The organism is Campylobacter sp. VBCF_06 NA8, from assembly GCF_027737825.1.
In the GTDB taxonomy this organism is placed as follows: domain Bacteria; phylum Campylobacterota; class Campylobacteria; order Campylobacterales; family Campylobacteraceae; genus Campylobacter_B.
Window position 1 is genome coordinate 16,398 of record NZ_JAOVUB010000002.1, and the last position, 24,827, is coordinate 41,224.

Consider the following 24,827-nt stretch of genomic DNA (forward strand, 5'->3'; position numbering starts at 1 on the left):
AAAAAATTAAAATTTAACTCTGGGTTAAAAGGGTTAAAAGCTTTAAGCTGTTATAATCTCGCAAAAAATTTAAAGGCAAAACTTGGATAATTACGAATATAGCGAACTTTTGAAAAACCTTGACATAAAAATCAATAATATTAGCTCGATTATCAAACCAGATGAAATTAGCGCGCGCTTAGAGGAAATTTCAAAAATCGAAGCGGACGAGAAATTTTGGAGCGATGTGAAGCTAGCAACTCAAATCGGACGCGAAAAGACCAAAATCAGCTCGGTTTTGGCGAAATTTAAAAAGGCAAATTCTGCGCTTGATGATGCGCGTGAAATTTACGAATTAGCCCTTAGCGAAAATGATGATGATACGATAAACGACCTTTTCGAGGGCGCAAGCGAGCTGGAAGAGGAAATTTCAAATTTAGAGTTAGCGATGATGCTCGGTGGCGATGACGATGACAAAAACGCGATTATCACTATCCACCCAGGAGCTGGTGGGACAGAGAGTTGCGACTGGGCGGGCATGCTGTATCGTATGTATAGCAGGTTTTGCGAGAGAGAGGGCTTTAAGGTAGAGGTTTTGGACTTCCAAGAGGGCGATGAAGCGGGGATTAAAGATGTAAGCTTTATCGTGCGTGGCGAAAACGCCTATGGGTATTTAAAGGCCGAAAACGGAATCCACCGCCTAGTGCGAACCAGTCCATTTGATAGTGCAGGGCGTAGGCACACGAGCTTTTCAAGCGTCATGGTAAGCCCTGAGCTAAACGATGATATTGAGATAAATATCGAGGATAAGGATATTAAAATCGATGTTTTTCGCGCTAGTGGGGCAGGTGGGCAGCACATCAACAAAACAGAAAGTGCTGTTCGCATAACTCACTTAGCCACTGGGATTGTGGTGAATTGTCAAAACGATAGAAGCCAACACAAAAATAAAGAAACGGCAATGAAGGTGCTAAAATCGCGACTTTACGAGCTTGAACTTATGAAAAAAAGAGAAGCAAGTGATAGTATCGAAAAAAGCGATATTGGCTGGGGACATCAGATTCGCTCTTATGTGCTTTTCCCATATCAGCAGGTCAAGGATAACCGCTCAGGCGAGGCGTTTAGCCAGACTGATGCGATACTTGATGGCGATATAAAAAAGCTAATCGAGGGTGTTTTAATTTCGCAAGCAAACAAACAATAAATTTCATTAGAAAGGATTAATATGAGTGAAGAGGGAATTCTTCTAGCATTAGGTTATACTTCAAGCGAGGCGGTGATAGCGCAACTTCGCGGTATTTTGTCAAAATGTGATTTCACAGACACAGAGTTGGAGCACATCGTTACACTAAACGATAAGCTTAAAATTTATGATGCTTACATCGCTATGTCAAATACAAATCCGTATTTTAAAATCAAAAATGAGGCCGCTACAAAAGAGCGCAAAGAGGCTGTTGTAGATATGATCAAGGCTTGGTCGGATAAATTTAATATAGCCTTAGAAAAAGTGCCGAACAAAGACACTTACTATATCTTAGGCAGATAAGGATAGCTTATGAAAAATTTAATCGCTGTGATGATTGCAGGATTATTTTTAGCAGGTTGTGTCAGCAATGCACCAAAAAGCGCAGTAAGCGCGCCAAAGGCTGGAAAATACAGCTATAACGAGATCCAAGACGGAATCCGCCCAGCCAAAATCAAGGGCAATATCGTCCAAAGCGACGCTTGCAGAAGCGGAAATGGCGCTTTGTGTTTTAGTTTCGCTGAATCAATGTATGCCAAAGGCGATTTCGGCTCAGCTGCAAATGCCTATAATATGGCGTGCGTAGGCACTCAAAACTTCCCAGCTTGCATGAAATTAGCTGAGATGTTCGAGCGCGGACAAGGCGTGCAACAAAACACATTTAATGCAATCGATCTTTACCGCGTAACTTGCTACCACGGATACAAAAACGCTTGCGCAAATATGAGACGCTTGGGTTATAACGGCTAAATTTGGCCAAATTTGGGGCGAAATTTTAAAATTTATCAAATTTCGCCCTAGCTTTCAAATTTAAATTTCATAAACAAAAAATTTAATCACGCAAATGTAAAATTCGCTCCGATTTTATAAAGGAGATACAAAATGAAAATTTTAAAATTCGCAATTCTTGGCGCGGTTGTCGGTCTGTTTTTCACAGGCTGTGCGCATACGAGAGCCTCAGGTAGCGTGGTGTATGATAGCGGAAGTCCGTATTATAGAGGGTATTACGAGAGCGATTATTACTATGACAGAGGATATCGCCGTCGCCCTGTGATTTATGATAGACGCCCAGTTATCGTGGATAGGCGTCCTGTCGTGGTAGATAGACGCCCAGTCGTGGTTCGGGACAATCGCCACGGCCATATAAATACTCGCCCGCACACTCGCCCAGCCATCTCTTCGCGCCCACACAATCACCGCCCAAGCGATAAATCAATCCGCCACGAGCGCGAAATTCGCAAAATTCATGCTAACAACGGCGAACGCGAAATGACCTTGCGTCGGGCTAGAAGGGAAGCAGAAGTTATCAAAGCAAGCTCTCGTTACAAAGAAATCAAAAGGCGCGAACGCGAGGCTAGGAGCTTTGATAATGACAACGGCGAACGCCATAGAAGCGCACACAGAGATATAAAACGCAGAACAAGATAGATGAAATTTGGCTAAATTCATTGAAATTTAGCCAAATTTGGCTGTTAAATTTAGCCAAATTCTCACGAAATTTTAAATTTTAAAATTCCCTATTTGCATTTGAAAGCATTAATTTTATGCGGTTTTCCTGATTTACCGCACTTGCGCCCGGGTCGTAGTCGATCGCGGCGATGTTGGCGTCTGGGTAGTTTTGCTTGATTTTGCGTATCATACCGCGCGCGATGATGTGATTTGGCAGACAGCCAAATGGCTGGGCGCAGACGACATTTTGCACGCCTTGCTTCATAAACTCGACCATTTCGGCTGTGAGTAGCCACCCTTCGCCCATTTTCACGCCGTGGCTGATATATCCCTCGGCGGCTGCGCGCACCTCTTTAAATGGCGTTGGCGGACGAAATCCGTGTTTTTTCATAGCGCGAATTAATTTTTTTTGGCAAAATTCTAAAATTTTTGCAACCCCAAGGCTACCCCAATACGCTGCGCCACCCTTGCCATAGAGCTTTTTGTCATACACAGCATCATAAATGCAAGTCAGCACGAAATCCATTAGCCCGGTATTTACGGGTTCGGCGTTTTCTTTGATGAGGTAGGCGTTTAGGCCGTTGTTGCCGATAGGGGAGTATTTCAGATAGATTTCACCCACGATACCAACCCTGATTTTTGGCTCGCCAGAACGCTCTATTTTGGCGAAATTTTGCAAGATATGGCTAAAATTTTTATTTAGTTTGAAAAATGACTTTTGATTTGTCAAATTTGCGATAAATTCGACCATTTTTTCGTAAATTTCGTTCGTTTGATTGGGAATTTTTTCGTATGGTTTGCACTGATTGTATAAATTCATCATCAAATCGCCGTAAAAAATCGCCACAAACAGCTTGATTAGCGCCATTTTGCTCAGCGCAAATCCATTTTCATCTAGCGAGCCAAAATTTAGCGAGATCACCGGCACATAGCCAAAACCGCTCTCGTTTAGGGCTTTGCGAAGCAAATTTATATAGTTGCTCGCCCTGCACCCGCCACCTGTTTGGCTTATCAGAAGTGCGACCTTGTGCGTGTCAAATTCGCCACTTTTTAGCGCGTCGATAAACTGCCCGATTACGAGCAGGGCAGGGTAGCACATATCGTTATGGACATTTCGCAAGCCCTCCTCGACGATGTTTGCGCGGTTGTCCCGTAAAAGCACGCTTTTATACCCCTCATCAGCCAAAACGCTTTTCATAAAGCGAAAATGCGGATCGATCATCGTAGGGATTAAAATCGTGTGAGTGCTTTTCATATCTTTTGTAAATTTCGCAAACATCATTAGCCTTTTTGTATAAATTGAGCTTTTTCGCGCTCTAACATTGTCGCTTTTAGCGAGCGTAGGCGGATTTTAACAGCCCCTAGATTTGTAACTTCGTCGATTTTAAGCTGAGTGTAAATTTTGCCATTTGCGCGCAATAGATCGCGCACTTCATCGCCTGTAATCGCGTCTATCCCGCACCCAAAGCTTACGAGTTGCACGAGTTGCATTTTAGGATATTTGCAGATAAATCTAGCCGCGCTATACAGCCTGGCGTGGTATGTCCATTGATTTAGTGATTTGGTTTGAACCTGCATTAGTGGCAGGCTATCCTCGCTTAGCACGATAAATCCGAGAGAATTTAAGTAGCGATCAATCCCGTGATTTACGCTTTTGTCGATATGATAAGGTCTGCCAGCAAGCACGATTGCGCTCAAATTTTGCTCGCGGATTAAATTTAGCGTTTCTTCGCCTTTGATTAAAACCGTGTTTTTGTAGTTTTCTAGCTCTTTTTTGCCCTGAAATACGGCATTTTTGATGACATCAAGCTTAAATTTAAACCCTAAATTTGCTAGCTCTTTTCGCATAGTTTTGGCAAAAAATTCAGGCGAATTTAAATCTAGGTGCGGATACAAAAACGCCCGCTCGTCCAGCGCGCTGACATTTGCCTTGATTAGCTCTGGGTAGTATGCCACCACAGGGCAGTTGTAGCAGTTTTCGCTGATATTTTCGTCTAGGTTGTAGCTCATGCACGGATAAAATATAAAATCGACATTTTGCGCTAGCAAGTCGTAAATATGGCCATGCACGCTTTTGGCTGGGTAGCAGACTGTGTCGCTTGGTATGCTTTGGTTGGCTAAAAACAGCGTCTCTTTGCGCGGTTTGCGCGATAGTGCGACGCTCATGCCTAAATTTTCAAAAAACGCACTCCAAAACGGAATCATCTCATACATATTCAAAACAAGCGGAATTCCGACCTTTGGCGCGCCCTCTTTTGGGAGCTTTTTGTATTTTTTCAAAAGCTCGTTTTTAAACTCGAATAAATTCGTAATATCGTTTCTGATAGCCTTACCTGCGCCTCTTTCGCATTTATTTCCGGTGATAAATTTCGAATTTTCAAAATGCGTGATTGTAAGCGGGCATTTGTTTGTGCAAAGCTTGCAGGTATCAAATTCGCTTTTATGCGTGAAAAGTGCTAGTTTTTCGCTCGTGATTAAATTTGAGCTCTCTGGCGCATTATCGCGCGCAAAAAGCGCAGCCCCATACGCGCCCATAAGCTCGCTAATATCGAGCCTGATGACATTTTTGCCAAGCTCTTTTTCAAAGGCTCTTAGCACGGCATTGTTTAAAAATGTCCCGCCCTGAACCACGATATTTTGTCCCAAATCGTCAGAATTTCGCACACGAATTACCTTGTAAATCGCGTTTTTAATCACGCTAATTGCAAGTCCTGCGCTGATATCTTCCACACTCGCGCCGTCTTTTTGGGCCTGTTTGACAGAAGAGTTCATAAAGACCGTGCAACGGCTACCAAGCTTGGCTGGGTGCGAGGCGAAAAGCCCCATTTTGGCGAAATTTTTGATTTCATGACCTAGTGAATTCGAAAATGTTTGCAAAAATGACCCGCACCCTGAGCTGCACGCCTCATTTAGCACGATAGAATCGATATTGCCGTCTTTTATCGAAAAGCATTTGATATCTTGTCCGCCGATATCTATGATGAAATCGACCTTGGGGTTGAAGTGGCGCGCCGCGCTGTAATGCGCGATGGTCTCAACTATGCCGTAATCAAAGCCAAAAGCGGTTTTGATTAGCTCCTCGCCATATCCTGTAACGCCTGAGCTTTTGATTTTTATGCGAGAACCACAAAGGGCGTAAATTTCGGCTAGTTTTTCTTGCAAGATATTTATCGGATCGCCCTTGTTTGATGAGTAAAATTTGTATAAAAGCTCGTAATTTTCGCCGATTAAAACGACCTTAATCGTCGTGCTGCCGCAATCCACGCCCAAATACGCGCTCCCAGAGTATGAGGCGATGTCGGCTTTGGGGACGCTCGCTTTTTCGTGGCGAGCAATAAATTCGTCAAATTCGGCTTGTGAGCTAAACAGAGGCTCCTCTGATTCTAAAAGCTCTTTGTTTGGGCTTTTTTGCAAAAGTTCTATGATTTTGTCTAAATTTAGCGCAGTGCCTGTTTTTTTGGCATAAATTGCTGAACCATACGCCACGAAAAACGGCCCGATATCAGGAAAGGTGGCGTTTTCGTCGTTTAAATTTAGCGCCTCTTTGAAGCGTTTTTGCAAACCTTTTAAGAAAAATAGCGGTCCGCCTAGAAACAAAATATTGCCCTTAACCTCGCGCCCTTGGGCAAGTCCGGCGATTGTTTGCTCGACTACGGCTGCGTAAATGCTCGCACTTATGTCTTCTTTGCGCACGCCTTGATTTAAAAGAGGCTGAATATCGCTTTTGGCAAAAACCCCGCACCGAGAGGCGATAGGGTAAATTTTGCTCGCGTTAAAGCTTAATCTGTCTAGTTCTGCGATATCTAAATTTAGCAAATTTGTCATCTGATCGATAAATGCGCCAGTTCCGCCCGCGCACGAGCCGTTCATACGCTCCTCAACCCCGCCTGTGAGAAAGATAATTTTCGCGTCCTCGCCACCTAGTTCGATGACGATATCGGTTTTAGGAAACATCTGCCTAACTCCTAGCGAAGTGGCATAAACCTCTTGGACAAAGGGAATTTCGCAGTTTTTGGCGATACCCATACCGGCTGAACCTGCTATGGAAAGGCTGAAATTTTCGTTTGGATATTTTTTTTGGATTTCTAAAATTCGCTGTAAAACTAGCTCTTTTGGTTTGGCTAAATGTCTTTGGTAAGTTTTTTCTAAAATTTCATTATTTTCATTTAAAATTACTGTTTTTACGGTCGTGGAACCAACATCAATGCCTAGATATATCATAATTCATCACTCTTGAAAATTTTATTGAAATTTTACAAAATTTATTAAAAAAATAAGCTATGTAAAATTTAAATTTCGTGATTTTATACATTGTTTTTAAACGAAAATAAAATAATGATAGATTTTATCTCATTAGCGAGATAAAATCCTATTTTGCGCAAATTCGCGCTGAATTTTGGGCTAAAATTATTTTCTAAGTTCTTTAATTTTAGCAGCTTTGCCTTGTCTGTTGCGTAGATAAAATAGTTTTGATCTGCGGACACGACCACGGCGTAATACTTCGATATTTTCGATACTTTCGCTGTAAATTGGGAAAATTCTCTCTACGCCAACGCTGTTAGCACCGATTTTGCGAATGATAAATGTCTCGCTTACGCCTTCGCCGCGTCTAGCGATACATACGCCCTCGAAATTTTGAACACGGCTTTTGTCGCCTTCTTTGATTCTGATAGCGACTTTTAGTGTATCGCCAGCACGAAAATCAGGCACAACTTTGTTTGCAATTTGAGCATCTTCAAATGCTTGAATATACTTGTTTTTCATAAAATGTCCTTTATTTTTTGGCGATTTTTCGGTACATATCCACCCGAAAGTACCTAGTTTTCATTAGCGCCATTTGATTTTTTAAACTGTGCATTTTAGCGTGATTACCCTTTAAAAACTCTGAAATTATAGATAAATTTTTAAAAATATCAGGTTTTGTGAAAGAGGGCGCCTCTAAAAGCCCATCTTCGAAGCTCTCTTCATCAAGCGAGGCAGTATTTCCCAAAACACCGGCTAAATTTCGGCTTATAGCGTCGCTCATACACAGTGCGCCAAGCTCGCCACCAGTTAAGACAAAATCCCCTATACAAAAAACCTCGCTGACATACTCTTCGATTATGCGCTCGTCGATTCCTTCGTATCTGCCACAAATAAAGCAAATTTCACTCTGCCCAGCTAGGCGTTTCGCGTCGTTTTGGGTAAATTTTTTACCGACTGGGGTTAGGTAGATGATTTTTGCGTTTGGGGAAGTTTTTTTAAACTCATCAAGCGTCCTTGCTAGGGGTTCGGTGCCGATTAAAAGGCCTGCGCCTCCGCCTATCATATAATCATCGACCTTTTTGTATTTGTTGGTAGTAAATTCTCTGGGATTTAAAAAATTTAGCTCGATAATGCCCTTATCAACGGCTCGTTTTAAAATCGAGTCGCCAAAATATGGCTGGATTAAATTTGGAAAAAGGCTTACGAAGGTAAATTTCATGAATTTTCTAAAATCGCCTTAGCGTTTTTGGTTAAAATTTTGCGCTCATCAAGTGAAATTTGAACTACAAAATTATCTAGATATGGCACAAAAAATGTGCTAGCAAGCCCTAAATTTACAAGCTCACTCGCTGTTTTTACCTCGAAAAGATACGCGCTGCCACTCTCCATTATGTCGCTTACTTCGCCCAAAATTTCGCCATCTTCGCAAACGCTAAGCCCCAAAATATCAAAATAGAAAAATTCGCCTTTTTTTAGCGGGCAATTTTTTCTAGTGTTTTCGATAGTTTGATAAAGGGTTTTATTTACTAAATTTTGGGCTAGTTCAATGCTCTCAAAACCTACGAATTTCACAGTGGAATTTGATTGTAAAAATGCAGAAATTTCCAAAACGGTGCCATCTTGTAAATAAAATTTGGCACCTTTTTTAAATTGTTTTGGGAAATCGCTTTTATCGTGAAGTCGCAATGCGCCTTTTAGGCCGACTGTTTTGCCGAGCTTAGCGACTTCGAGCAGGTTTTCAGGCATCTTTGGCTTTAACCGTGATTTTGTAGTTACTCGGATCCTTGGCCTTATAGCCCATGATGACCGTTTTTATGGCGTTAATCATTTTGCCGTCTTTGCCGATAAGTTTGCCAGTATCGGCCTTATCAGCGTAGATGATAATCTCTGTGAAATTATCGCCAGATTTTAGCTCGGTAGAAATCGAGTCTGGGTGATCTACGATTAGCTTTGCGTATTCTTTTATAAAGTTTTCAACCATGATTATTTGCTTGTGATTTGAGCAACTCTATCGCTTAGTTTAGCGCCTACGCTTTTCCAGTAAGCTAGTCTTTCGCTATCTACTTTGACATTGTTTTCGTCTTTTAGAGGGTTATAATAACCGATAGTCTCGATAAAACCGCCGTCGCGTCTTTTTCTGCTATCTGTTACAACTATACGATAAAAAGGTTTTTTCTTTCTACCTAATCTTGTTAGTCTAACAACTGTTGCCATTTTTTCTCCTTGAAATTTTTAAAGTTTTAGAACTTGTAAATACCCAAAATTTGGGCATTGATAAGCTCTAAAACCGAGAATTATCTCGGTTTTTGCACAATCGAGGCTAGCCCTTGCATACCGCCTTTTGACGAGAATTTTTTAGCAAGTTTTGCCGCGTTTGTGAATTGTTTCAAAAATCTATTGACCTCGACTTGCGACAAACCTGCGCCTTGGGCAAGTCTGCGTTTGCGAGAGTTGTTCAATAAATCTGGATTTTCGCGCTCTTTTGGCGTCATAGAATCAATCATAGCTTTAATATGTCTAATCTCTTTTGAATTTTCCAAATCAATATCTTGGATTTTGTTTGCCATGCCAGAAAGTCCAGGAATCATGCCGATTAAATTTTTCATATTTCCTAGCTTTTTGACGCTTTCGAGCTGCGAAATAAAGTCGTTGAAATTAAATTCGCCTTTTTTGATTTTTTTGTTTAATTTTTTTGCCTCTTTTTCGTCGAAAACAGCCGCTGTTTTCTCGACCAATGTCGCTAAATCGCCCTCTCCCATGATACGGCTAGTGATACGATCTGGTATGAAACCCTCTAAATCAGCGACCTTTTCACCCGTTCCGATAAATCTAAGTGGAATTCCTAACTGATGTGCGATTCCAAGGGCGATTCCGCCTTTTGTATCGGCGTCAAATTTGCTCAAAATCACACCGCTGATTTCAAGCACTTCGTTAAATTTAGCCGCTGTTTTCACGCCGTCTTGACCGCTCATCGCGTCAGCGACATAGAAAATTTCATGCGGATTAATCTCTTTTTTGATATTTGAAATTTGCTCCATTAGCGCTTCGTCGATTGCGAGGCGTCCAGCAGTATCGACTAAAAGCACATCATATAATCCAGCTTTTGCTTTTACAAGGGCCTCTTTTGCGACTTTGATAGGGTTTGTTTCGTTATCTAGGGCAAAAAGATCTATCTCGTTTGCTTCGCAAAGTTGTTTTAGTTGCTCGACGGCTGCTAAGCGTTGCAAGTCGCAAGCTGCGATTAACACCTTCTTTTTTCTAAGTTTTAAGAAATTTGCGAGTTTTACAGTGGTGGTTGATTTACCGCTACCTTGCAAACCTGCCATAAGCACGATTGTAGGGTTCGTATCAGCAAAAACAAAGCCCTGATTGCTGCCTTTTGGCGCTGTTAAAATCATGGTTAGGTTGTTTTTGATTGAATCTAAAAATTGCTTTTGACCGATTCCGTTGATTTTGACATCGGCTTCTACTAATGCTATGAAATCTTTGGTTACTTTGTGATGAACATCTGCCTTCAAAAGTGCCTTTTTGAGGGTGTCAAGCGCGTTTTTGAGCGCTTTTTCATCATCGATTGTTTTTAGCTTATTAACCGCATTTTTAAATGATTCACTGATTATCTCAAACACTATCGTTCCCTTATAAAATTATTAAACCTACGATATTACCAAAATTTAACTTAAATAGCTGTTAATATTGCATATTTTTTGGTATATCAAAGCCAAATTCGTTAAATTCGCCTTTTAATGGAGCGATAAATTTAAGTCCTAAAATTTCGGTTTGGTATGAGTGCAAAAACATACGCTTTGATTTGCTTTTGGCGTATTTTTCATCGCCGATTATGCCGTGAGCGAGGCTGGCTAAATGCACCCTGATTTGGTGCGTTCGACCAGTTTCGATTGTGATTTTGACAAAGGATTTTTTACCGCTTACCATGAGCGGAAAAACATTTGTAATCGCCTCTTTGCCGTTTGGCGAAATTTTCGAAATCGCGCCGGATTTGCCCTTGATTGTGAGGATTGGGTCGGTGATTTTGATCTCTTCGCTGACTATGCCATTTACGAGGGCAAGATATGTTTTTTTTACGCGCATGGCTTTGAATTCGTTTATCGCTTTTTGGCGAAATTCCTCGTTTTTAGCCAGCATTATTACTCCGCTTGTCCCCTTATCAAGGCGATTTAAGAGAATTGCGTGATAAATTTTTTCTAAATTTTCGCACTCCAAAAACGCAGGTTTATCCACGGCGATGATGTTTTCGTCCTCGTAAATCAGCTTTGGTTTTTCCATTTTTGCGACGCTAAAAATGGTTTTTTCGCTCATCATTTCGCGCGCTACGCTAAGCTTTTTGCCGTGCGCGCTCACAAGCCCAGCATCTATTAGCGCCTTGGCTTCGTTGTTTGAAATTTTTTCTTGGATTGCTAGAAGTTTATAGGCTTTTTCTTGCATTGATTTCGTCCTTTATGATTTTTATAATGCGTTCTAAATCGCAAATTTGCAAAATTTCGCTCTTTTGGGGCGGGTTTTTTAGCGCGTCACCAAGCTCGCTAGCTTCGCAAATTTTGATATTTTTTACTAGATTATACAGCGCGTTTTGGTTGTGAAAATACCTGCCGCTGATGATTTTAGCGCCAAAGCTAGCAGGTTCGATTGGATTGTGTCCGCCGATATTTGGCACAAAACTGCCACCAAGGATTACAATATCGCTAATGGCGTAGAAATTTATCAGCTCGCCGATTGTATCAAGCAGTATAAAATCGCTTTTGAAATTTTTGTTTTCGCTAAATTTCTCAAAACTCAAATTTAGCTCATCTGCCCAAATTTTCGCGATTTTGGCGCAGTGCTCGAAACGGGCAGGGTGGCGTGGAGCAAGGATAAATTTGAAATTTTTGTTATTTTGCGCGAAATTTTTAAGTCCTGCTAAAATCAGCTCCTCTTCGCCCTCGTGCGTGCTAGCAATCGTGATAGTGGTGCAGTTTTGAAATTTTGGCAAATTTTTGCTTGGAGAGCTAGAATTTGCGCTTTTGATATTTCCAGCTACGATTATGTTTTTTGCGCCAAGCTCGCTAAGACGGGCCTTATCGCGCTCGCTTTGGGCTAAAACCAAATCAATATTTTCAAAAATTTTATTGTAGTAAAATTTAAATCGCAGATAGTTTTTGTAGCTTTTATCTGAAATTCTAGCGTTTAAAAGCACGATAAAAGAGCCGTTTTTTTTCGCGCTTCGCACTAAATTTAGCCACAACTCAGCCTCGAAAATCACGGTAACTTTGGCCTTTTCTAACCAAAATGGAAGCAGATTTTCAAATGGCAAAAAGCGCGAGTTTTGCGTGATTTGCTTCGCTGCTGCAAAGCCCGTGTCTGTGGTTGTGGTAAGGGCTAGGCTATCGAAATTTGAGATTAGGTTTTTAAGCGCATTTACCTCGCCAAGACTGCAAGCGTGAAAATGCACATCGCAGGGGTTGAATTTCGGATTTTTAAATAGCAAAAACCTAGCAGGAAGGCTTTTGCGATATTTTTTTTTGATGGCTAGCACCGCCAAAAACGGCAGTGCAAGTAGCCAGATAAGAAAAGAAAAAAGTGTATAAATCACTCTGCTTCTTTGTATAAAATTCTGCCACAATACGGGCAGGTTACGATATCATCGCTTTTGATAACTGCGCTATAAACTCTGTCGTTTAATCTCATGAAACAGCCATAGCAGGCTTGTTTGCGCACTGGAACGACAGCTGTGTTACTAGCCCATTTGCGGATTTTTTCGTAGAAGGATACGGTTTTTGGATCCATTGATTTGATTAGTTTTTCGCGAACTGAATAAATTTTTGATCTGCTCTCCTCGACCTCGCCCATTTGGGTGCTAACCTCTGCTTTGATCTCTTCAAGCTCGGTTTCAAATGCGCTTTTTTGCGCCTCTAAATCAGCGATTAGGGCTTTTTTGGTTTCGACATGTTTTTCTAATCTATCGATTTGCTCGTTTGCAGCACTTAACTGCTCTTTTGTGATATCGACCTCGACGCTAAGGGCTTTGATCTCTTTTTCTGTTTTTAGTGAGGCTGATTTTTTCGCGCTGCTTTTTGATTTAGCGTTTAGCTCTGCGATTTGAGCGTTTGTGAGTGAAATTTGCTCACTTAGCTCCTCGATTTCACCGTTTAGCACATCGATTTCGTTTTTGGCTTTGTCGATTTGATTAACTTTCGAATTTAGTCTTGCTTGGGCTGCTTCGATTTTTGGCTTGAAGCTGTCTAGTTCTTTGTCGTGTTCGCACAGCTCGACTAACTGAGTTAGATATTTGTTCATGATTTTCCTTTTAGTAATATTTAAATGGATTTTTTTGTTCGTTTATTATAACTTTTATTTTATCTTTTGGCAAGTGTGGAGCAAGGCAAGCCCCAAAGTAGCGCTCACTTTCAAAGTGATTGATATCTATCAAACAGACCTTGTTTTCTAAATTTTGTATCGCACTATGATATTTGATATCACCTGTGATGAAGCAATCCACGCCCAAATTTTCATTTAGCTCGCTTCCACTTCCTGTGCAAAGCGCGATTGTTTTGATATGCGCTTTGGCATTTACAGCCCTGATTATAGGCATGTTAAATTTGGCTTTTATGTCGCTTACAAGCTCGTAAAAGCTCATATCCACACGCATAAATTCCAAAAATTCTCTGCTTTCATAAATTTCATAGCCCAAAATTTCACGCGCGACATATTTATTTAGCAGATGTTTGTCGAAATTTGTGTGCATGGCAATGACGCTGATGTTTTTTTGGATTAGTTGATAAATCAAATTTGAGGGATAAATTAGCGGATTTAGCGATTTTAATCCCTTGAAAATCAGCGGGTGATGAACGATGAGAAGTGAGCCTGGCCAGGCTTTTTCCACTAATTCGCTTGTAACATCTAGGCTTAGATAAACTTCGCCTATCTCGCTTCCCATCTCGCCTAGTAAAATTCCGCTATTATCCCAACTCTCGGCGTCCTCAAAGGGTGCAATTTCGTTTAAAAGTGAATAAATTTCGCCCAGTTTCACTATCAATTTTCCTTAGCCAAATTTTGCAAGTATTTTTCTGGATCTGCGTAGCAAAGCGCGCAGTTTTTTGCCATATCACGGATTTTTAGGATATAGTCTTGTCTTTGGGTTACGCTGATTGCGCCTCTGGCATCAAGGACATTGAAGGTATGCGCTGCTAGCATGCAGTAATCATACGCTGGTAGAGCCAGTCCCTGCGCTAGGATAGATTTGCACTCGGCTGAGGCGTTTTCAAACTGCGCAAAAAGCCTATTTGCGTCTGCGACTTCGAAATTGTATTTAGAAAACTCAAATTCGCTTCTTTTATGCACATCGCCATAAGTTACATTTTCGTCCCATGCTATGTCATAGACATTGTCCTTGTTTTGTAGATACATGGCAAGTCTTTCGAGCCCATAAGTGATCTCGCCACTGATTAGCTCGCAAGGGATTCCGCCTACTTGTTGAAAATATGTGAATTGCGTAACTTCCATGCCATCTAGCCAAACCTCCCAGCCTAGCCCCCAAGCGCCAAGAGTTGGGCTCTCCCAGTTATCTTCGATGAAGCGAATATCGTGTTCTTTAAGATTTAGTCCCAAACGCTCCAAGCTTTTTAGATACAGCTCTTGGATATTATCTGGGCTTGGTTTTAAAATCACTTGAAACTGATAATATGCGCCAAGGCGGTTTGGGTTTTCGCCATAACGCCCGTCAGTTGGGCGACGGCTCGGTGCTACATAGGCTACATTCCACGGCTTATTTCCGATAGCGCGCAAAAATGTAGCTTGGTGGTATGTGCCAGCTCCACTTGGCATGTCATAAGGCTGGACAAGTAAGCAACCTTGCTCGTGCCAGTAGTTTTGAAGTGTTAAGATGATTTGTGAAAATGTCATAGCTTTCCTTTATAAAATTATTTCGATACTTTGTGAATCTTTTTGTAATGCTTCTGCTTGTTGCGCTCTGTTTGCAAGCAGTTTTGCGGCCAAGCTCTCATCGCTTAGGGCTAGGATTTGCACGGCTAAAAACGCTGCGTTTTTCGCCCCTGCCTTGCCGATAGCAAGGGTCGCCACAGGTATTCCACCCGGCATTTGCACTGTGGCATATAGCGCGTCCATGCCTCCTAGCGCGCTTCCACCAAGTGGTATTCCAAGCACAGGTTTGGTTGTGTTTGCTGCCACAGCTCCTGCTAAATGAGCTGCCATGCCAGCAGCGCAGATAAATACCTGCGTGCCCTTTTTCTCGGCGTTTGCGACATACTCGGCTGTGCGTTTTGGTGAGCGGTGAGCGGAGCTGATTATCATTTCATAAGCCACGCCAAATTCTTTTAGGATTTTCGCGCACTCATTTACGATTTCGTAATCGCTTTTCGAACCCATTATTATCGATACAAATTTCACTTTATTTCCTTTCTTAAAAAGCTAAATTCTGGCAAATTTGCAGGAAGTTTGATTTCGTTTAAATTCCCGCTGTGAATTTCGCTAAATTCTTTATTATTTCTGGCAATTAAACGGCTAAATTTGATAAATTTTTTGCCCCCATTTTCAAAAATTTCGCCAAATTCGTTTTGACAAGGCTTAATTTGCGCTCCGTGTGGCGCGAAAATTTCATAAATTTCGCCTAGCGCGATTTTATCTTTGACGCTGATAAACTCGCCGTCATTTGAAATAGCGCAGACTTGGTGCGTGCCTTCCTCGATACTTGTGTTTAAATTTTGCGTATCATCACGCTCATAAGGGCGTTTGATAAGGTATCCGTCGCTAAAACCGCGATTTTTCAGCGTCGCTAGCTCGCTTTCATAAATTTCAGGCTCAAATTTACCGCTAGCTGCGTCATCAATCGCGCGTCTGTAAGCGTTCGTGTCGCATGCGACATAATATTCGCTTTTGGTGCGACCCTCGATTTTGAAGCTATCAATCGCGCCTGTTTGGAGGATTTTTTCGGCGTGGCTAGCTAGTTTGAGATCTTTGGCGTTCATTATGTAAGTGCCCTCGTTTTCGCACTCTTGTAGGCGAAATAGGGCGTTATTATCGCTATTTTTGGCGTAAATTTCGTATTTGAAACGGCAATCGTTCGCGCAACTGCCTCTGTTGCTAAATCGCCCGCTTTGAACCGCGCTGATTAGGCAACGCCCGCTGTAAGCAAAGCACATCGAGCCATGCACGAAAATTTCGATTTCTAAATTTGGCAAATGTTCTTTGATTAGCACGGCGTCTTTTAGCGTCATTTCGCGCGCCGCTACTATGCGCGTAGCCCCTAGCTCGCTCCAAACCTGCGCGTCAAGCCAGTTTAGGACATTTGCTTGGGTCGAGATATGTAGCGGAATATCTGGGGCGAATTTTTTTGCCAAACGCGCTACGCCAAGGGTCGCGACCAAAATCCCATCTACGCGCAAATCTTGCAAGTATTCAAGGTGGCGCGAGAGAGTGTCGATTTGGACATTTGTGGGAAATCCATTTACCGTGGCGTAGATTTTTTTGCCCATTTTATGGGTAAAACAGACGCCCTCTTCAAAGCTAGTTTTATCAAATTCCTTTGCGCTTCTTTGGCGAAGCGAAAACGCCCCCGTGCTCGCATATACAGCGTCTGCGCCGTAGGATAGGGCGATTTTTAGTTTAGTTAAATTTCCTGCTGGACTTAGAAGTTCTGGTTTTTTCAAAAATAATCCTATAAAATTTTTTAAAGCGTGATTTTACTACAATTTAGCAAAAAAATATTTTAAGGAAGCAAAATGAAGGTCGATTTACACAACCACACAACCCTTTGCAACCACGCTAGCGGGAGCGTTTGCGAGTATGTGCAAAGAGCGTGCGAGCTGGGGTTTGATATCTATGGATTTGCTGATCATGCACCGATGAATTTCGATGAAAAGTATCGTATGGGCTTTTCGCAGATGAGCGAATACGAGCGCATGATAAATGAAGCAAGGTCGAAATTTGGGGATAAAATCGAAATTTTAACCGGTTATGAAGTGGATTTTATGCGAAATCGCGCGCTTATTGATGAGCGAGTTTTATCGCGCAGAAGCGATTACTTAATCGGTTCGGTGCATTTTTTGGATAATTGGGGCTTTGATAATGAGGAATTTATCGCGCAGTGGAGCGAGCGCGATATTGATGATATTTACGCTGAGTATTTCGCGCTGATTTGTGCGCTGTGTGATAGCGGCAAATTCGACATTTTGGGGCATTTTGATTTGATTAAAATTTTTAAATTTACCCCTAAAAAGGATATTAGGATACTAGCGCGCGAGGCTGTGAGGGCTGTGAAAAAAAGCGGTATCACGCTAGAATTAAACGCCGCTGGACTTCGCAAAATGGTAGGCGAAATTTACCCAAGCGACGCGCTTTTGGCTGAGTTTGCGAGCGCGGGCGTGGATATTAGCTTTGGGTGCGATGCGCACGCTGTGGCACAAGTGGGCTTTGGATACGATGAGCTGACGCGCAAGGCTAGGGCGTTTGGCTGGGATAGAGTGACCCTGTATCGCGGGAGAGATAAAGAGCTAGTGAAATTTTAAATTTAAGGCAAAAATTTGGATATTTACGAACTAGAAAATTTAAGAAAAAATACTTTAAAGGAAATTGATAATTTAAAGCCTTTTGTTATTTTGGGGACTTTTATAATCCCAAGTTTGGTTTTGATAATTTTTCATTATTCTGGTTATGATGTAAAAAGTGCAAGTATTCCCATTGCTTTTATTTTATGTTTGCCTATGATTTTTTATGTAGCAGATATTTTTGAGCTTGATAAAACGCCACAAATAAAATATATGTTGTTTGCCAGAATTACACCTATGATATTTTTTACAATAGCAACAAATTTGGCAGAAAAATATCCAAAATTTTTCTATATTGTAGTTATAATTTTTACTATTTTTTCGATGAATTTAACATATAAAATGTGTATGAAAAGTATAAAAAAATCAAAACAGAAAAAGTATCAAAAAGAATTTAAAATTCAATCTTTGAAGCCTTATTTGGCAGAGTTTGGTTATGATTATAATGAAAATGGTTTAATAGAAAATATGTATTTAAGACATAGTAAAATTTTTAGAGAAAGTGTTCATTATATAGAAAGTGGTAATGATAAAATTTCTGGAAAAGTCGATGGAATAAAATTTACTTTTGTAGATATAGCACTTGTTGATACTGTAAAAAAATATGATATTTACGGCGTATTTTTTCATGCTAGTTTTAACAAAAAGGCAAATTCAAATTTATTTGTAATTTCAAACGACGCTACAAATGACAACGCCAAACAATTTAAAAAAATCACAATGGATAATAGCGAATTTAACGCTAAATTTAGCGTTTATTCAAATGATTTGCAAAATGCAATGTATATTTTAAGTCCTGCGTTTATGAAGCGACTTTTGGATTTAAAAAGACGGCTAAATTTCCCAATCAGCGTTAGTTTTGCGGGAGATAAAATTTACATATTTTTAGATACTGGCAAGGATAATTTTGAACCTGACATCGATAAAAGCGTCTTGCACGCAAATCCAGCTTTTACCATAAAACGAGAACTTTCACACTTTTTATCTATCGTAAAAACTCTAAATTTAAATACAAGAATTTGGAAAGTGTGAATTTTGGCTAAATTTTGCGTGAAATTTCAGAGAATTTTGCCATTTTAGCGGTTGGTGTTTTGGGCTTTGTAGATTGCTTCGGCGTTACCGCGCCTCGCAATGACACTTAGAAGCGAAATTTCGGGCGCAGTATCCTAAAATTTGCGAAGCAGAATTTTAAATTTTCACTAAATTTTAGTGTTTTTTCAGCAAATCTTGCAGGCTCTCTTTGACATTTTTGCCATTTAAAATTTTATTCACTTCGCTCGAAATCGGCGTGTAAATCCCATGCTCTTTGGCGATTTTTTCGATTGCGCGCGCAGTATATACGCCCTCTGCGACCTCGCCAAGCTCGCTTAAAATTTGCTCCAAGCTTTTGTTTTTAGCTAGACCTAGCCCTACGCGGTAGTTGCGCGAAAGCTCGCTAGAAGCGGTCAAAAACAGATCGCCAACCCCGCTAAGACCCAAAAATGTGTCGTCCTGCGCGCCAAAAAACTTGCCAAATCGTGCGATTTCGACGATTCCACGCGCGATGAGGCTGGCTCTGGCGTTGTTGCCTAGCCCCAATCCGTCGCAAATCCCGCTGGCTATGGCGATGACATTTTTATACGCGCCACAGATTTCTGCGCCGATGACATCGGTGCTGGCGTAGGTTTTCATGTATGGCGGGAAAAGCTCTGCGATCGCTTCGGCGAGGGCGAGGGTTGTCGAGCTTACCACGAGGGCACAAGGTAGTTTGCGCGTAACTTCGCTCGCAAATGAGGGGCCTGAGAGGTAGGCGAGGTTTTGCGCACTCGTGTGGCGCTCGAAAATCTCGTTTAAAAACCTGCCACTGCTGGCCTCGATGCCCTTTGAGGCGACTAGGATTTTTTGGTTTTTGTTTGTGAAATTATGGGCTAAAAACTCCGCTGTATGCTGTGCGGCGATGACAAATACTAGCATTTCGCAATCCAAGGCTTCTTCGATACTGACGAAATTTGGCAAATTTCGCGGTGTGCGCGAGGTGATGACGCACTCGTTTTTTTCGCTTAGCGCGCCACAAAGCGCACTTCCCCATTTACCTGCACCGATGATTGCTATTTTCATTTTGCCTCTTTTTTGAAAAATTTAGCTAGGATTTTAGCAAAATTTATTTTATTTTTTCATAATACGGCATAAGGTCGAATTCGCGGGATTTTTGCTCGAATTTTGCGTAATACTCATCGAAATTTTGTGGCGTCAAAAGTCCAGTGCCATCGCGTAAATATTCAAGCATTAAAGAGTTAAATTTATGCGAATAGTGCGTTAAATCTTTGTAGTTTGCAATATTATCAGGGTAGTCGGTATCACCCCAAGCGTAAATTTTTAGATTTTTGTGCGTCTTGCTTTGTTCAACCAAATAACGCAAAACTTCTTTTGTAACCAAAAAATCTCGCTTTTTAGTATGAAATTCTATGGCATTATGTATGCGAGAATACGGTGGCAAGACGAGATAAAACTCAGTTTGTGGGTTTTGCGAAACAAATTTTAAAATATATTCATCGACATAATTTTTGGATTTCAAAATTTGCTCATCTAAATTTTCTAGGCTTTGAATTTCGCCGTTTTTTATTTTTTGAACATTGTTTTTGATAATATCAAAAGCTTGCCGAATTTGACTGTTATTTTTATTTTTTATCCAATTTTCAAAACCACCGAAACGAGAATATTGGTCTTCTATTTCAAACCAAGCATTTGGTCTGTCTAAATTCACATTTTCGCATTTTATAAACCTTTCTAGTGTTTTTGTTAGCATATATTTATCAAAATAAACCTTATAGTCATTAAATTTCTTATTATCATATAAAAAATCGAATTTATGAGGAGGATATGTAATGTTTCCTTTATTTTGATTTAAAAAATGCCAAGTATCTAATGAAAATATAATTTTTTTAATATTTTTGTTTTTTATATTTAAAATATAGTTTAAAATCAATTCTCTTTCAAAATAATCACTTCCGTCGATTGATAAATTTATAAATTTTTCGCCTAAAATTTGAGATGCTTCCTTTGCAGAAGTGTTATCTAGCATGGAACTTCCTAAAATTATGCTATCAAAATCGTAATTATTTATAAGCGTATAATTTCCAAGTCTTAAATTTGTCTCTATACTGTTTTTGCAAATGATTGGCTTATGAAAAATTCGCAAAGGATCTGAAATAAAAATTATAGTCACAAGCACAGCAAAAAGTAGTCCAAAAAAACCAAAAAAAACAAAAATTAATTTTTTACTTTTCAAAATTTATCCTAAAAATTAAAATAAATAAATTCACTATATTTACCCATTAACATAAAATATGTGCTAATAAAAAATAAAAATGAAAAATATAGTGCGTAATATAAGTTATTTTTATTTTGTGCAAAAACTAGTGAATTTTTAAATACTAAAATCAAAACAAATGTCAAAATATTATAAAATAGCATAGTTTTTGTATGAGTATATGTTTCGTTTATAAAAATTTGTATTATTGAAAAATCCACTCCATTTAATCCGACCATTCCTTTTAGCACTTTTAGGGCATCTTCAAATGAATTTGCTCTAAAAAATACCCAAGCGAAATTTACAAAATTAAATGTGATTATCCAAGCTAAAATTTTTGGTAGTTTGATTTTTGTAAGCGACCAAAGGCGGTGGATTACCAGTGCTATGCCGTGCAAAAAGCCCCAAAATACAAATGTCCAACCAGCCCCGTGCCAAATTCCGCCTATTAAAAAAGTAGCTAGTAAATTTAAACAAGTTTGATAAAGCCCACCTCTATTTCCACCAAGCGGAATATAGATATAATCACGCAAAAACCTACCAAGCGTGATATGCCACCTTCGCCAAAAGTCCTGTATGTCGGTAGCTTTATAAGGCGAGTTGAAATTTATAGGAAGTCGTATGTTAAATAAAAGAGCAGCACCTATCGCCATATCGCAGTATCCGCTAAAATCAAAATATAGCTGAAAAGTATAAGATAACGAAGTCTGCCACGCCGTGATAAACTCTAAAACTTCCATTTTATCAAAGCCCTGTGTGGCATAAACGGCGAAAGTATCGGCGATGACGACCTTTTTAAAAAGCCCCATTGAAAAGATAAAAAGCCCTAGCAAAATATTGTTGTAGTTTTTGACTTTATTGCGAATTTTGGCAAACTGCGGCATCATTTCCTTATGATGGACAATCGGACCTGCTATGAGTTGCGGGAAAAACGAGACAAAAAGAGCATAAGATAAAAAATCATACTCTTTCGTTTCGCCTTTGTAGCTATCGACTAGGTAGGCGATTTGTTGAAATGTAAAAAACGAAATCGCTAACGGCAAAGTAAGTTTTAAAAACTCAAATTCGGTGCCAAAGATAAAATTTGTATTTAATATGAAAAAATCTGCGTATTTAAAATAGCCCAAAAGTGCAACATTTCCACAAATTCCAATGATAAGAAGTGTTTTTGGTGAGATTTGCTTTTTTAAATTTGCGTTGCCGAAATTCTTTGATAAATACGAACCAATCGTGAAATTAAAAACCATAGAAACTAAAATGAGTGGCAAATACGCAGGGTTCCACCAGCCGTAAAAAAATAGACTAGCCACAACCAAAAATGCTTTTGCCGCTTCGCTTAATCTTTTGTGATTAAGCCAAAAATATACAAAAAATGTTATCGGCAAAAATGCAAAGATAAAAACCGGGCTGTTAAAGAGCAAATTTGTTCCTTTTTTAAATTTATAAATTTTAACTATATTACGCCTGATAATTTATTTGTAAATATTCAAGACAGAGTTGGCGTAGTAAGGCACAAATTTAGATAATTTCAAGAGAAGTTACCTGGGTTGGTAATGAGCGTAAAAATTATCTAAATTTGTGCCTTAATCCGTCCGATATGGGGGATTTTAGAGTTTCGCCTTCAAAAGCTCATTTACTTTTGCTGGATTAAACGCTCCCTTGCCTTCCTTCATAACCTGCCCTACAAAAAAGCCAAATAGCTTATCTTTTCCACTTTTATACTCAGCGACTTTGTCCGCGTTTGCGTTTAAAACTGCGTCTATTATAGCGATTATCGCGCCGTCATCGCTAACTTGTTTTAAGCCAAGTTTTTCGATAACACTATCGACGCTTTCATCATTTTCCATTAAGAAATCCAGCACATCTTTTGCCGCTTTTTGGCTGATTGTGCCGTCTTCAATGCGGGTTAAAAGCTCGTTCATTTTCGCGCTATCAACTGGGCTATTTTCGATAGTTACGCCGTTTTTAAGGCGGCCGTTTAGTTCGACATTTAGCCATGTTACGCATAGTTTTGGCTCGCGCCCTGCGTTAATCAAATCCTCGAAATACTTCGCATTTTCATAGGTTGAGATGATGACTTCCGCGTCCTTTGGTTTGATACCAAGCTTTTCGACATAGCGAACTTTTTTCTCATCGGGCAGTTCAGGGATATTTTGCCCATCTTTCATCATCTCATCATCGACTATCACAGTTAGCAAATCAGGATCAGGGAAATAGCGATATTCTGCGCTATCTTCTTTACTTCTCATTGATTTGGTTACAAATTTATTCGTATCAAAAAGTCTAGTTTCTTGATAAACTAGCTCGTCGTATTTGCCATCTTCCCAAGCTGAAATTTGGCGCTGGACTTCATATTCTATGGCTTTTTGGATAAATTTAAATGAATTTAAATTTTTGATTTCAACGCGAGTGTAGAGCTTGTCATCGCCCTTTGGACGAATGCTGACATTTACATCGCAGCGGAAAGAGCCCTCTTGCATATTTGCGTCGCTGATATTTAAAAAGCGCAAAATCGAGTGCAGTTTTTTCAGGTAAGCCACAGCCTCATCGCTACTTCGCATATCTGGCTCGCTTACGATTTCAAGTAGCGGTGTGCCTGTGCGGTTTAGATCGACTAGGCTTCTGCCGTTTTCGTGGCTGTTTTTACCCGCGTCCTCTTCTAGGTGCGCTCGCGTGATACCTATGCGCTTTTCCGTTCCGTCTATATTGATAAAAAGCTCGCCGTTTTCGACGATAGGGATTGTAAATTGTGAAATTTGATACGCTTTTGGCAAATCAGGGTAGAAATAGTTTTTTCTATCGAAAATCGACTTGCGATTTATGGTCGCATTGACCGCGGTGCCAAAGCTTATGGCTTTGATAACAGCTGCTTTATTTAGCACAGGAAGTGCGCCCGGCAAGGCTAGGCAAGTAGGGCAAACATGGGTGTTTGCCTTATCTCCGAAGCTAGTGGCGCATGAGCAAAAAATCTTGGTTTTTGTATTTAATTGACAATGAACTTCAAGTCCGATTATGGTTTCAAACATAAATTTTACCTTTAAAACAAAATTCTGTGATTTTACTACTAATTAAATTTGAAATCGGTTAAATTTTGAAATTTCAGCCCAAAATTTGGCAAAATTTGAGGCTAAATTTTACTTTTTGTTTTTTAATTGCTCTTTTAGATCGAGCAAATCGACTAAAAGGCAGGTGATGATGACACACACGACCCCAGGAGCTGTGCAGATTAGCAGAAATTTAAGACCCAAAAAATAAAATGCAGGATATGAAAAAAAGATAAACGCACCGACGAAAATCAGTCCGAACGATGCGCCTACCAAAAAGTATAAGAGATTTCGTTTAAGATTAATGCTCATCAACTACTACGGCACCAGCTAGATAAACATAGCTAAGAACCATAAAAATGAAAGTTTGCAAAATCGCCATAAAGGTTAGTAGCGCATAAGGCACCATAGGCACGAGCGCAGGGAATAGCGTAAGCATAACCAAAAGGAACATATCATCGCCCTTGATATTTCCAAAAAGACGGAAAGACAGCGACACAACGCGCGCGAAGTGTGAGATAAGCTCGACGATAAACATAAATGGCGCAAGAGCCTTTACTGGACCCATGAAGTGTTTGAAATATCCCACGACGCCGTGCTCTCTAATACCCTCGAAATGGTAGTAAAACCAGACGCAAAGTGTCAAAGAAAGCGTCAAATTTAGGCTAGAAGTAGGGGATTCAAAACCAGGAATTAGACCGATAATATTGCTTAAAAATACAACCAAACCAAGAGTTGCTACAAGTGGGAGATATTTTTTGGCTCTTTCTTCGCTACCCATTGTATCCTTGCCGATAGATAAAACACCGCCGACATAAGCCTCAGCGATATTTTGCATACCGTGTGGGACGAGTTGAAGTGAGCGAGTAGAAAAAATCGCAATAGCTATAATGATAGCAACTACTAAAAAGAAATAAAATAGATAAATAAAAGTGTGGTCGTAAGTAAATAAACTACCAGCGAACAAGAATATGTCTTTTAACATAAATTACCTTTTGGGATTAAAATTTTGCGCACATTTT

At 40.1% G+C, this 24,827-nt stretch carries 27 protein-coding genes; 6 read left to right on the top strand and 21 right to left on the bottom strand.

Annotated features, from left to right (window positions below; translation table 11 throughout):
- The first annotated feature begins 82 nt into the window (after positions 1-82).
- From prfB to OFO10_RS02550, 4 genes are all read left to right on the top strand, one after another.
- A complete protein-coding gene (prfB, locus tag OFO10_RS02535) occupies positions 83-1,183 on the top strand; it encodes a peptide chain release factor 2 (RefSeq protein ID WP_270858262.1) in 1,101 nt (366 codons plus the stop codon).
- A gap of 21 nt (positions 1,184-1,204) precedes the next feature.
- Positions 1,205-1,525: a type II secretion system protein gene (locus tag OFO10_RS02540; protein WP_270858261.1), complete on the top strand. Its 321-nt coding sequence runs from the start codon at positions 1,205-1,207 to the stop codon at positions 1,523-1,525.
- Between the two features lie 9 nt (positions 1,526-1,534).
- On the top strand, positions 1,535-1,972 hold the full coding sequence (locus OFO10_RS02545) for a hypothetical protein (protein WP_270865970.1): 438 nt from the start codon (positions 1,535-1,537) through the stop codon (positions 1,970-1,972).
- 132 nt (positions 1,973-2,104) lie between these two features.
- A complete protein-coding gene (locus OFO10_RS02550; RefSeq protein WP_270865971.1) occupies positions 2,105-2,650 on the top strand; it encodes a hypothetical protein in 546 nt (181 codons plus the stop codon).
- 79 nt (positions 2,651-2,729) lie between these two features.
- On the opposite strand, the gene OFO10_RS02555 is transcribed toward OFO10_RS02550, so the two are convergent.
- From OFO10_RS02555 to OFO10_RS02625, 15 genes are all read right to left on the bottom strand, one after another.
- On the bottom strand, positions 2,730-3,950 hold the full coding sequence (locus OFO10_RS02555; protein ID WP_270865972.1) for a 2-hydroxyacyl-CoA dehydratase: 1,221 nt from the start codon (positions 3,948-3,950) through the stop codon (positions 2,730-2,732).
- 2 nt (positions 3,951-3,952) lie between these two features.
- Entirely contained in the window at positions 3,953-6,892 is a 2,940-nt protein-coding gene (locus tag OFO10_RS02560) for an acyl-CoA dehydratase activase (RefSeq protein ID WP_270865973.1), read from the bottom strand.
- Positions 6,893-7,078: 186 nt separating this feature from the next.
- The gene (rplS, locus tag OFO10_RS02565) at positions 7,079-7,435 is read right to left on the bottom strand and encodes a 50S ribosomal protein L19 (protein WP_270858256.1); all 357 of its coding nucleotides are present in this window, start codon (positions 7,433-7,435) and stop codon (positions 7,079-7,081) included.
- 10 nt (positions 7,436-7,445) lie between these two features.
- Positions 7,446-8,135, bottom strand: coding sequence for a tRNA (guanosine(37)-N1)-methyltransferase TrmD (gene trmD / locus OFO10_RS02570; protein WP_270865974.1), 690 nt, complete (start codon positions 8,133-8,135; stop codon positions 7,446-7,448).
- Positions 8,132-8,662, bottom strand: coding sequence for a ribosome maturation factor RimM (gene rimM, locus OFO10_RS02575; protein WP_270858254.1), 531 nt, complete (start codon positions 8,660-8,662; stop codon positions 8,132-8,134). Before rimM ends, trmD begins: the two co-directional genes overlap by 4 nt.
- On the bottom strand, positions 8,655-8,897 hold the full coding sequence (locus OFO10_RS02580) for a KH domain-containing protein (RefSeq protein WP_270858253.1): 243 nt from the start codon (positions 8,895-8,897) through the stop codon (positions 8,655-8,657). The genes rimM and OFO10_RS02580 overlap by 8 nt, the downstream gene beginning before the upstream one ends.
- Before the next feature lie 2 nt (positions 8,898-8,899).
- Positions 8,900-9,130, bottom strand: coding sequence for a 30S ribosomal protein S16 (gene rpsP / locus OFO10_RS02585; RefSeq protein WP_270858252.1), 231 nt, complete (start codon positions 9,128-9,130; stop codon positions 8,900-8,902).
- Between the two features lie 80 nt (positions 9,131-9,210).
- Positions 9,211-10,542 (bottom strand): signal recognition particle protein, encoded by a 1,332-nt coding sequence (gene ffh / locus OFO10_RS02590; RefSeq protein WP_270865975.1) that lies wholly within the window; start codon positions 10,540-10,542, stop codon positions 9,211-9,213.
- A gap of 61 nt (positions 10,543-10,603) precedes the next feature.
- Entirely contained in the window at positions 10,604-11,359 is a 756-nt protein-coding gene (locus OFO10_RS02595) for an RluA family pseudouridine synthase (protein WP_270865976.1), read from the bottom strand.
- A complete protein-coding gene (gene waaA, locus OFO10_RS02600) occupies positions 11,340-12,503 on the bottom strand; it encodes a lipid IV(A) 3-deoxy-D-manno-octulosonic acid transferase (RefSeq protein WP_270865977.1) in 1,164 nt (387 codons plus the stop codon). Before waaA ends, OFO10_RS02595 begins: the two co-directional genes overlap by 20 nt.
- Complete coding sequence (locus tag OFO10_RS02605; protein ID WP_270865978.1) at positions 12,500-13,207, bottom strand: zinc ribbon domain-containing protein; 708 nt, start codon at positions 13,205-13,207, stop codon at positions 12,500-12,502. Before OFO10_RS02605 ends, waaA begins: the two co-directional genes overlap by 4 nt.
- A 10-nt stretch (positions 13,208-13,217) precedes the next feature.
- The gene (locus tag OFO10_RS02610) at positions 13,218-13,940 is read right to left on the bottom strand and encodes a Nif3-like dinuclear metal center hexameric protein (protein ID WP_270866220.1); all 723 of its coding nucleotides are present in this window, start codon (positions 13,938-13,940) and stop codon (positions 13,218-13,220) included.
- A gap of 2 nt (positions 13,941-13,942) precedes the next feature.
- Positions 13,943-14,812, bottom strand: coding sequence for a glycine--tRNA ligase subunit alpha (glyQ, locus tag OFO10_RS02615; RefSeq protein WP_270865979.1), 870 nt, complete (start codon positions 14,810-14,812; stop codon positions 13,943-13,945).
- A gap of 9 nt (positions 14,813-14,821) precedes the next feature.
- Positions 14,822-15,316: a 5-(carboxyamino)imidazole ribonucleotide mutase gene (purE, locus tag OFO10_RS02620; protein WP_270865980.1), complete on the bottom strand. Its 495-nt coding sequence runs from the start codon at positions 15,314-15,316 to the stop codon at positions 14,822-14,824.
- Positions 15,313-16,575, bottom strand: coding sequence for a peptidase U32 family protein (locus tag OFO10_RS02625; RefSeq protein WP_270865981.1), 1,263 nt, complete (start codon positions 16,573-16,575; stop codon positions 15,313-15,315). Before OFO10_RS02625 ends, purE begins: the two co-directional genes overlap by 4 nt.
- 72 nt (positions 16,576-16,647) lie before the next feature.
- Between OFO10_RS02625 and OFO10_RS02630 the strand changes: the two genes are divergently transcribed.
- Entirely contained in the window at positions 16,648-17,433 is a 786-nt protein-coding gene (locus OFO10_RS02630; RefSeq protein WP_270865982.1) for a histidinol-phosphatase, read from the top strand.
- 15 nt (positions 17,434-17,448) lie between these two features.
- Positions 17,449-18,504, top strand: a complete 1,056-nt coding sequence (locus tag OFO10_RS02635) for a DUF3137 domain-containing protein (protein ID WP_270865983.1) — start codon at positions 17,449-17,451, stop codon at positions 18,502-18,504.
- Positions 18,505-18,678: 174 nt separating this feature from the next.
- On the opposite strand, the gene OFO10_RS02640 is transcribed toward OFO10_RS02635, so the two are convergent.
- The 6 genes from OFO10_RS02640 to OFO10_RS02665 form a co-directional block, all read right to left on the bottom strand.
- On the bottom strand, positions 18,679-19,569 hold the full coding sequence (locus OFO10_RS02640) for an NAD(P)H-dependent glycerol-3-phosphate dehydrogenase (protein ID WP_270865984.1): 891 nt from the start codon (positions 19,567-19,569) through the stop codon (positions 18,679-18,681).
- A 43-nt stretch (positions 19,570-19,612) separates the two neighbouring features.
- Positions 19,613-20,740 carry a hypothetical protein gene (locus tag OFO10_RS02645; protein ID WP_270865985.1) on the bottom strand — a complete coding sequence of 376 codons (1,128 nt, stop codon included), beginning with the start codon at positions 20,738-20,740 and terminating at the stop codon, positions 19,613-19,615.
- An 8-nt stretch (positions 20,741-20,748) separates the two neighbouring features.
- Positions 20,749-22,182: an MBOAT family O-acyltransferase gene (locus OFO10_RS02650; RefSeq protein WP_270865986.1), complete on the bottom strand. Its 1,434-nt coding sequence runs from the start codon at positions 22,180-22,182 to the stop codon at positions 20,749-20,751.
- Positions 22,183-22,368: 186 nt separating this feature from the next.
- Positions 22,369-23,787: an Asp-tRNA(Asn)/Glu-tRNA(Gln) amidotransferase subunit GatB gene (gene gatB / locus OFO10_RS02655; RefSeq protein ID WP_270865987.1), complete on the bottom strand. Its 1,419-nt coding sequence runs from the start codon at positions 23,785-23,787 to the stop codon at positions 22,369-22,371.
- A 108-nt stretch (positions 23,788-23,895) separates the two neighbouring features.
- Positions 23,896-24,081: a hypothetical protein gene (locus OFO10_RS02660; protein WP_270865988.1), complete on the bottom strand. Its 186-nt coding sequence runs from the start codon at positions 24,079-24,081 to the stop codon at positions 23,896-23,898.
- A gap of 25 nt (positions 24,082-24,106) precedes the next feature.
- The gene (locus tag OFO10_RS02665) at positions 24,107-24,790 is read right to left on the bottom strand and encodes a F0F1 ATP synthase subunit A (RefSeq protein ID WP_270858236.1); all 684 of its coding nucleotides are present in this window, start codon (positions 24,788-24,790) and stop codon (positions 24,107-24,109) included.
- Positions 24,791-24,827: the final 37 nt, after the last annotated feature.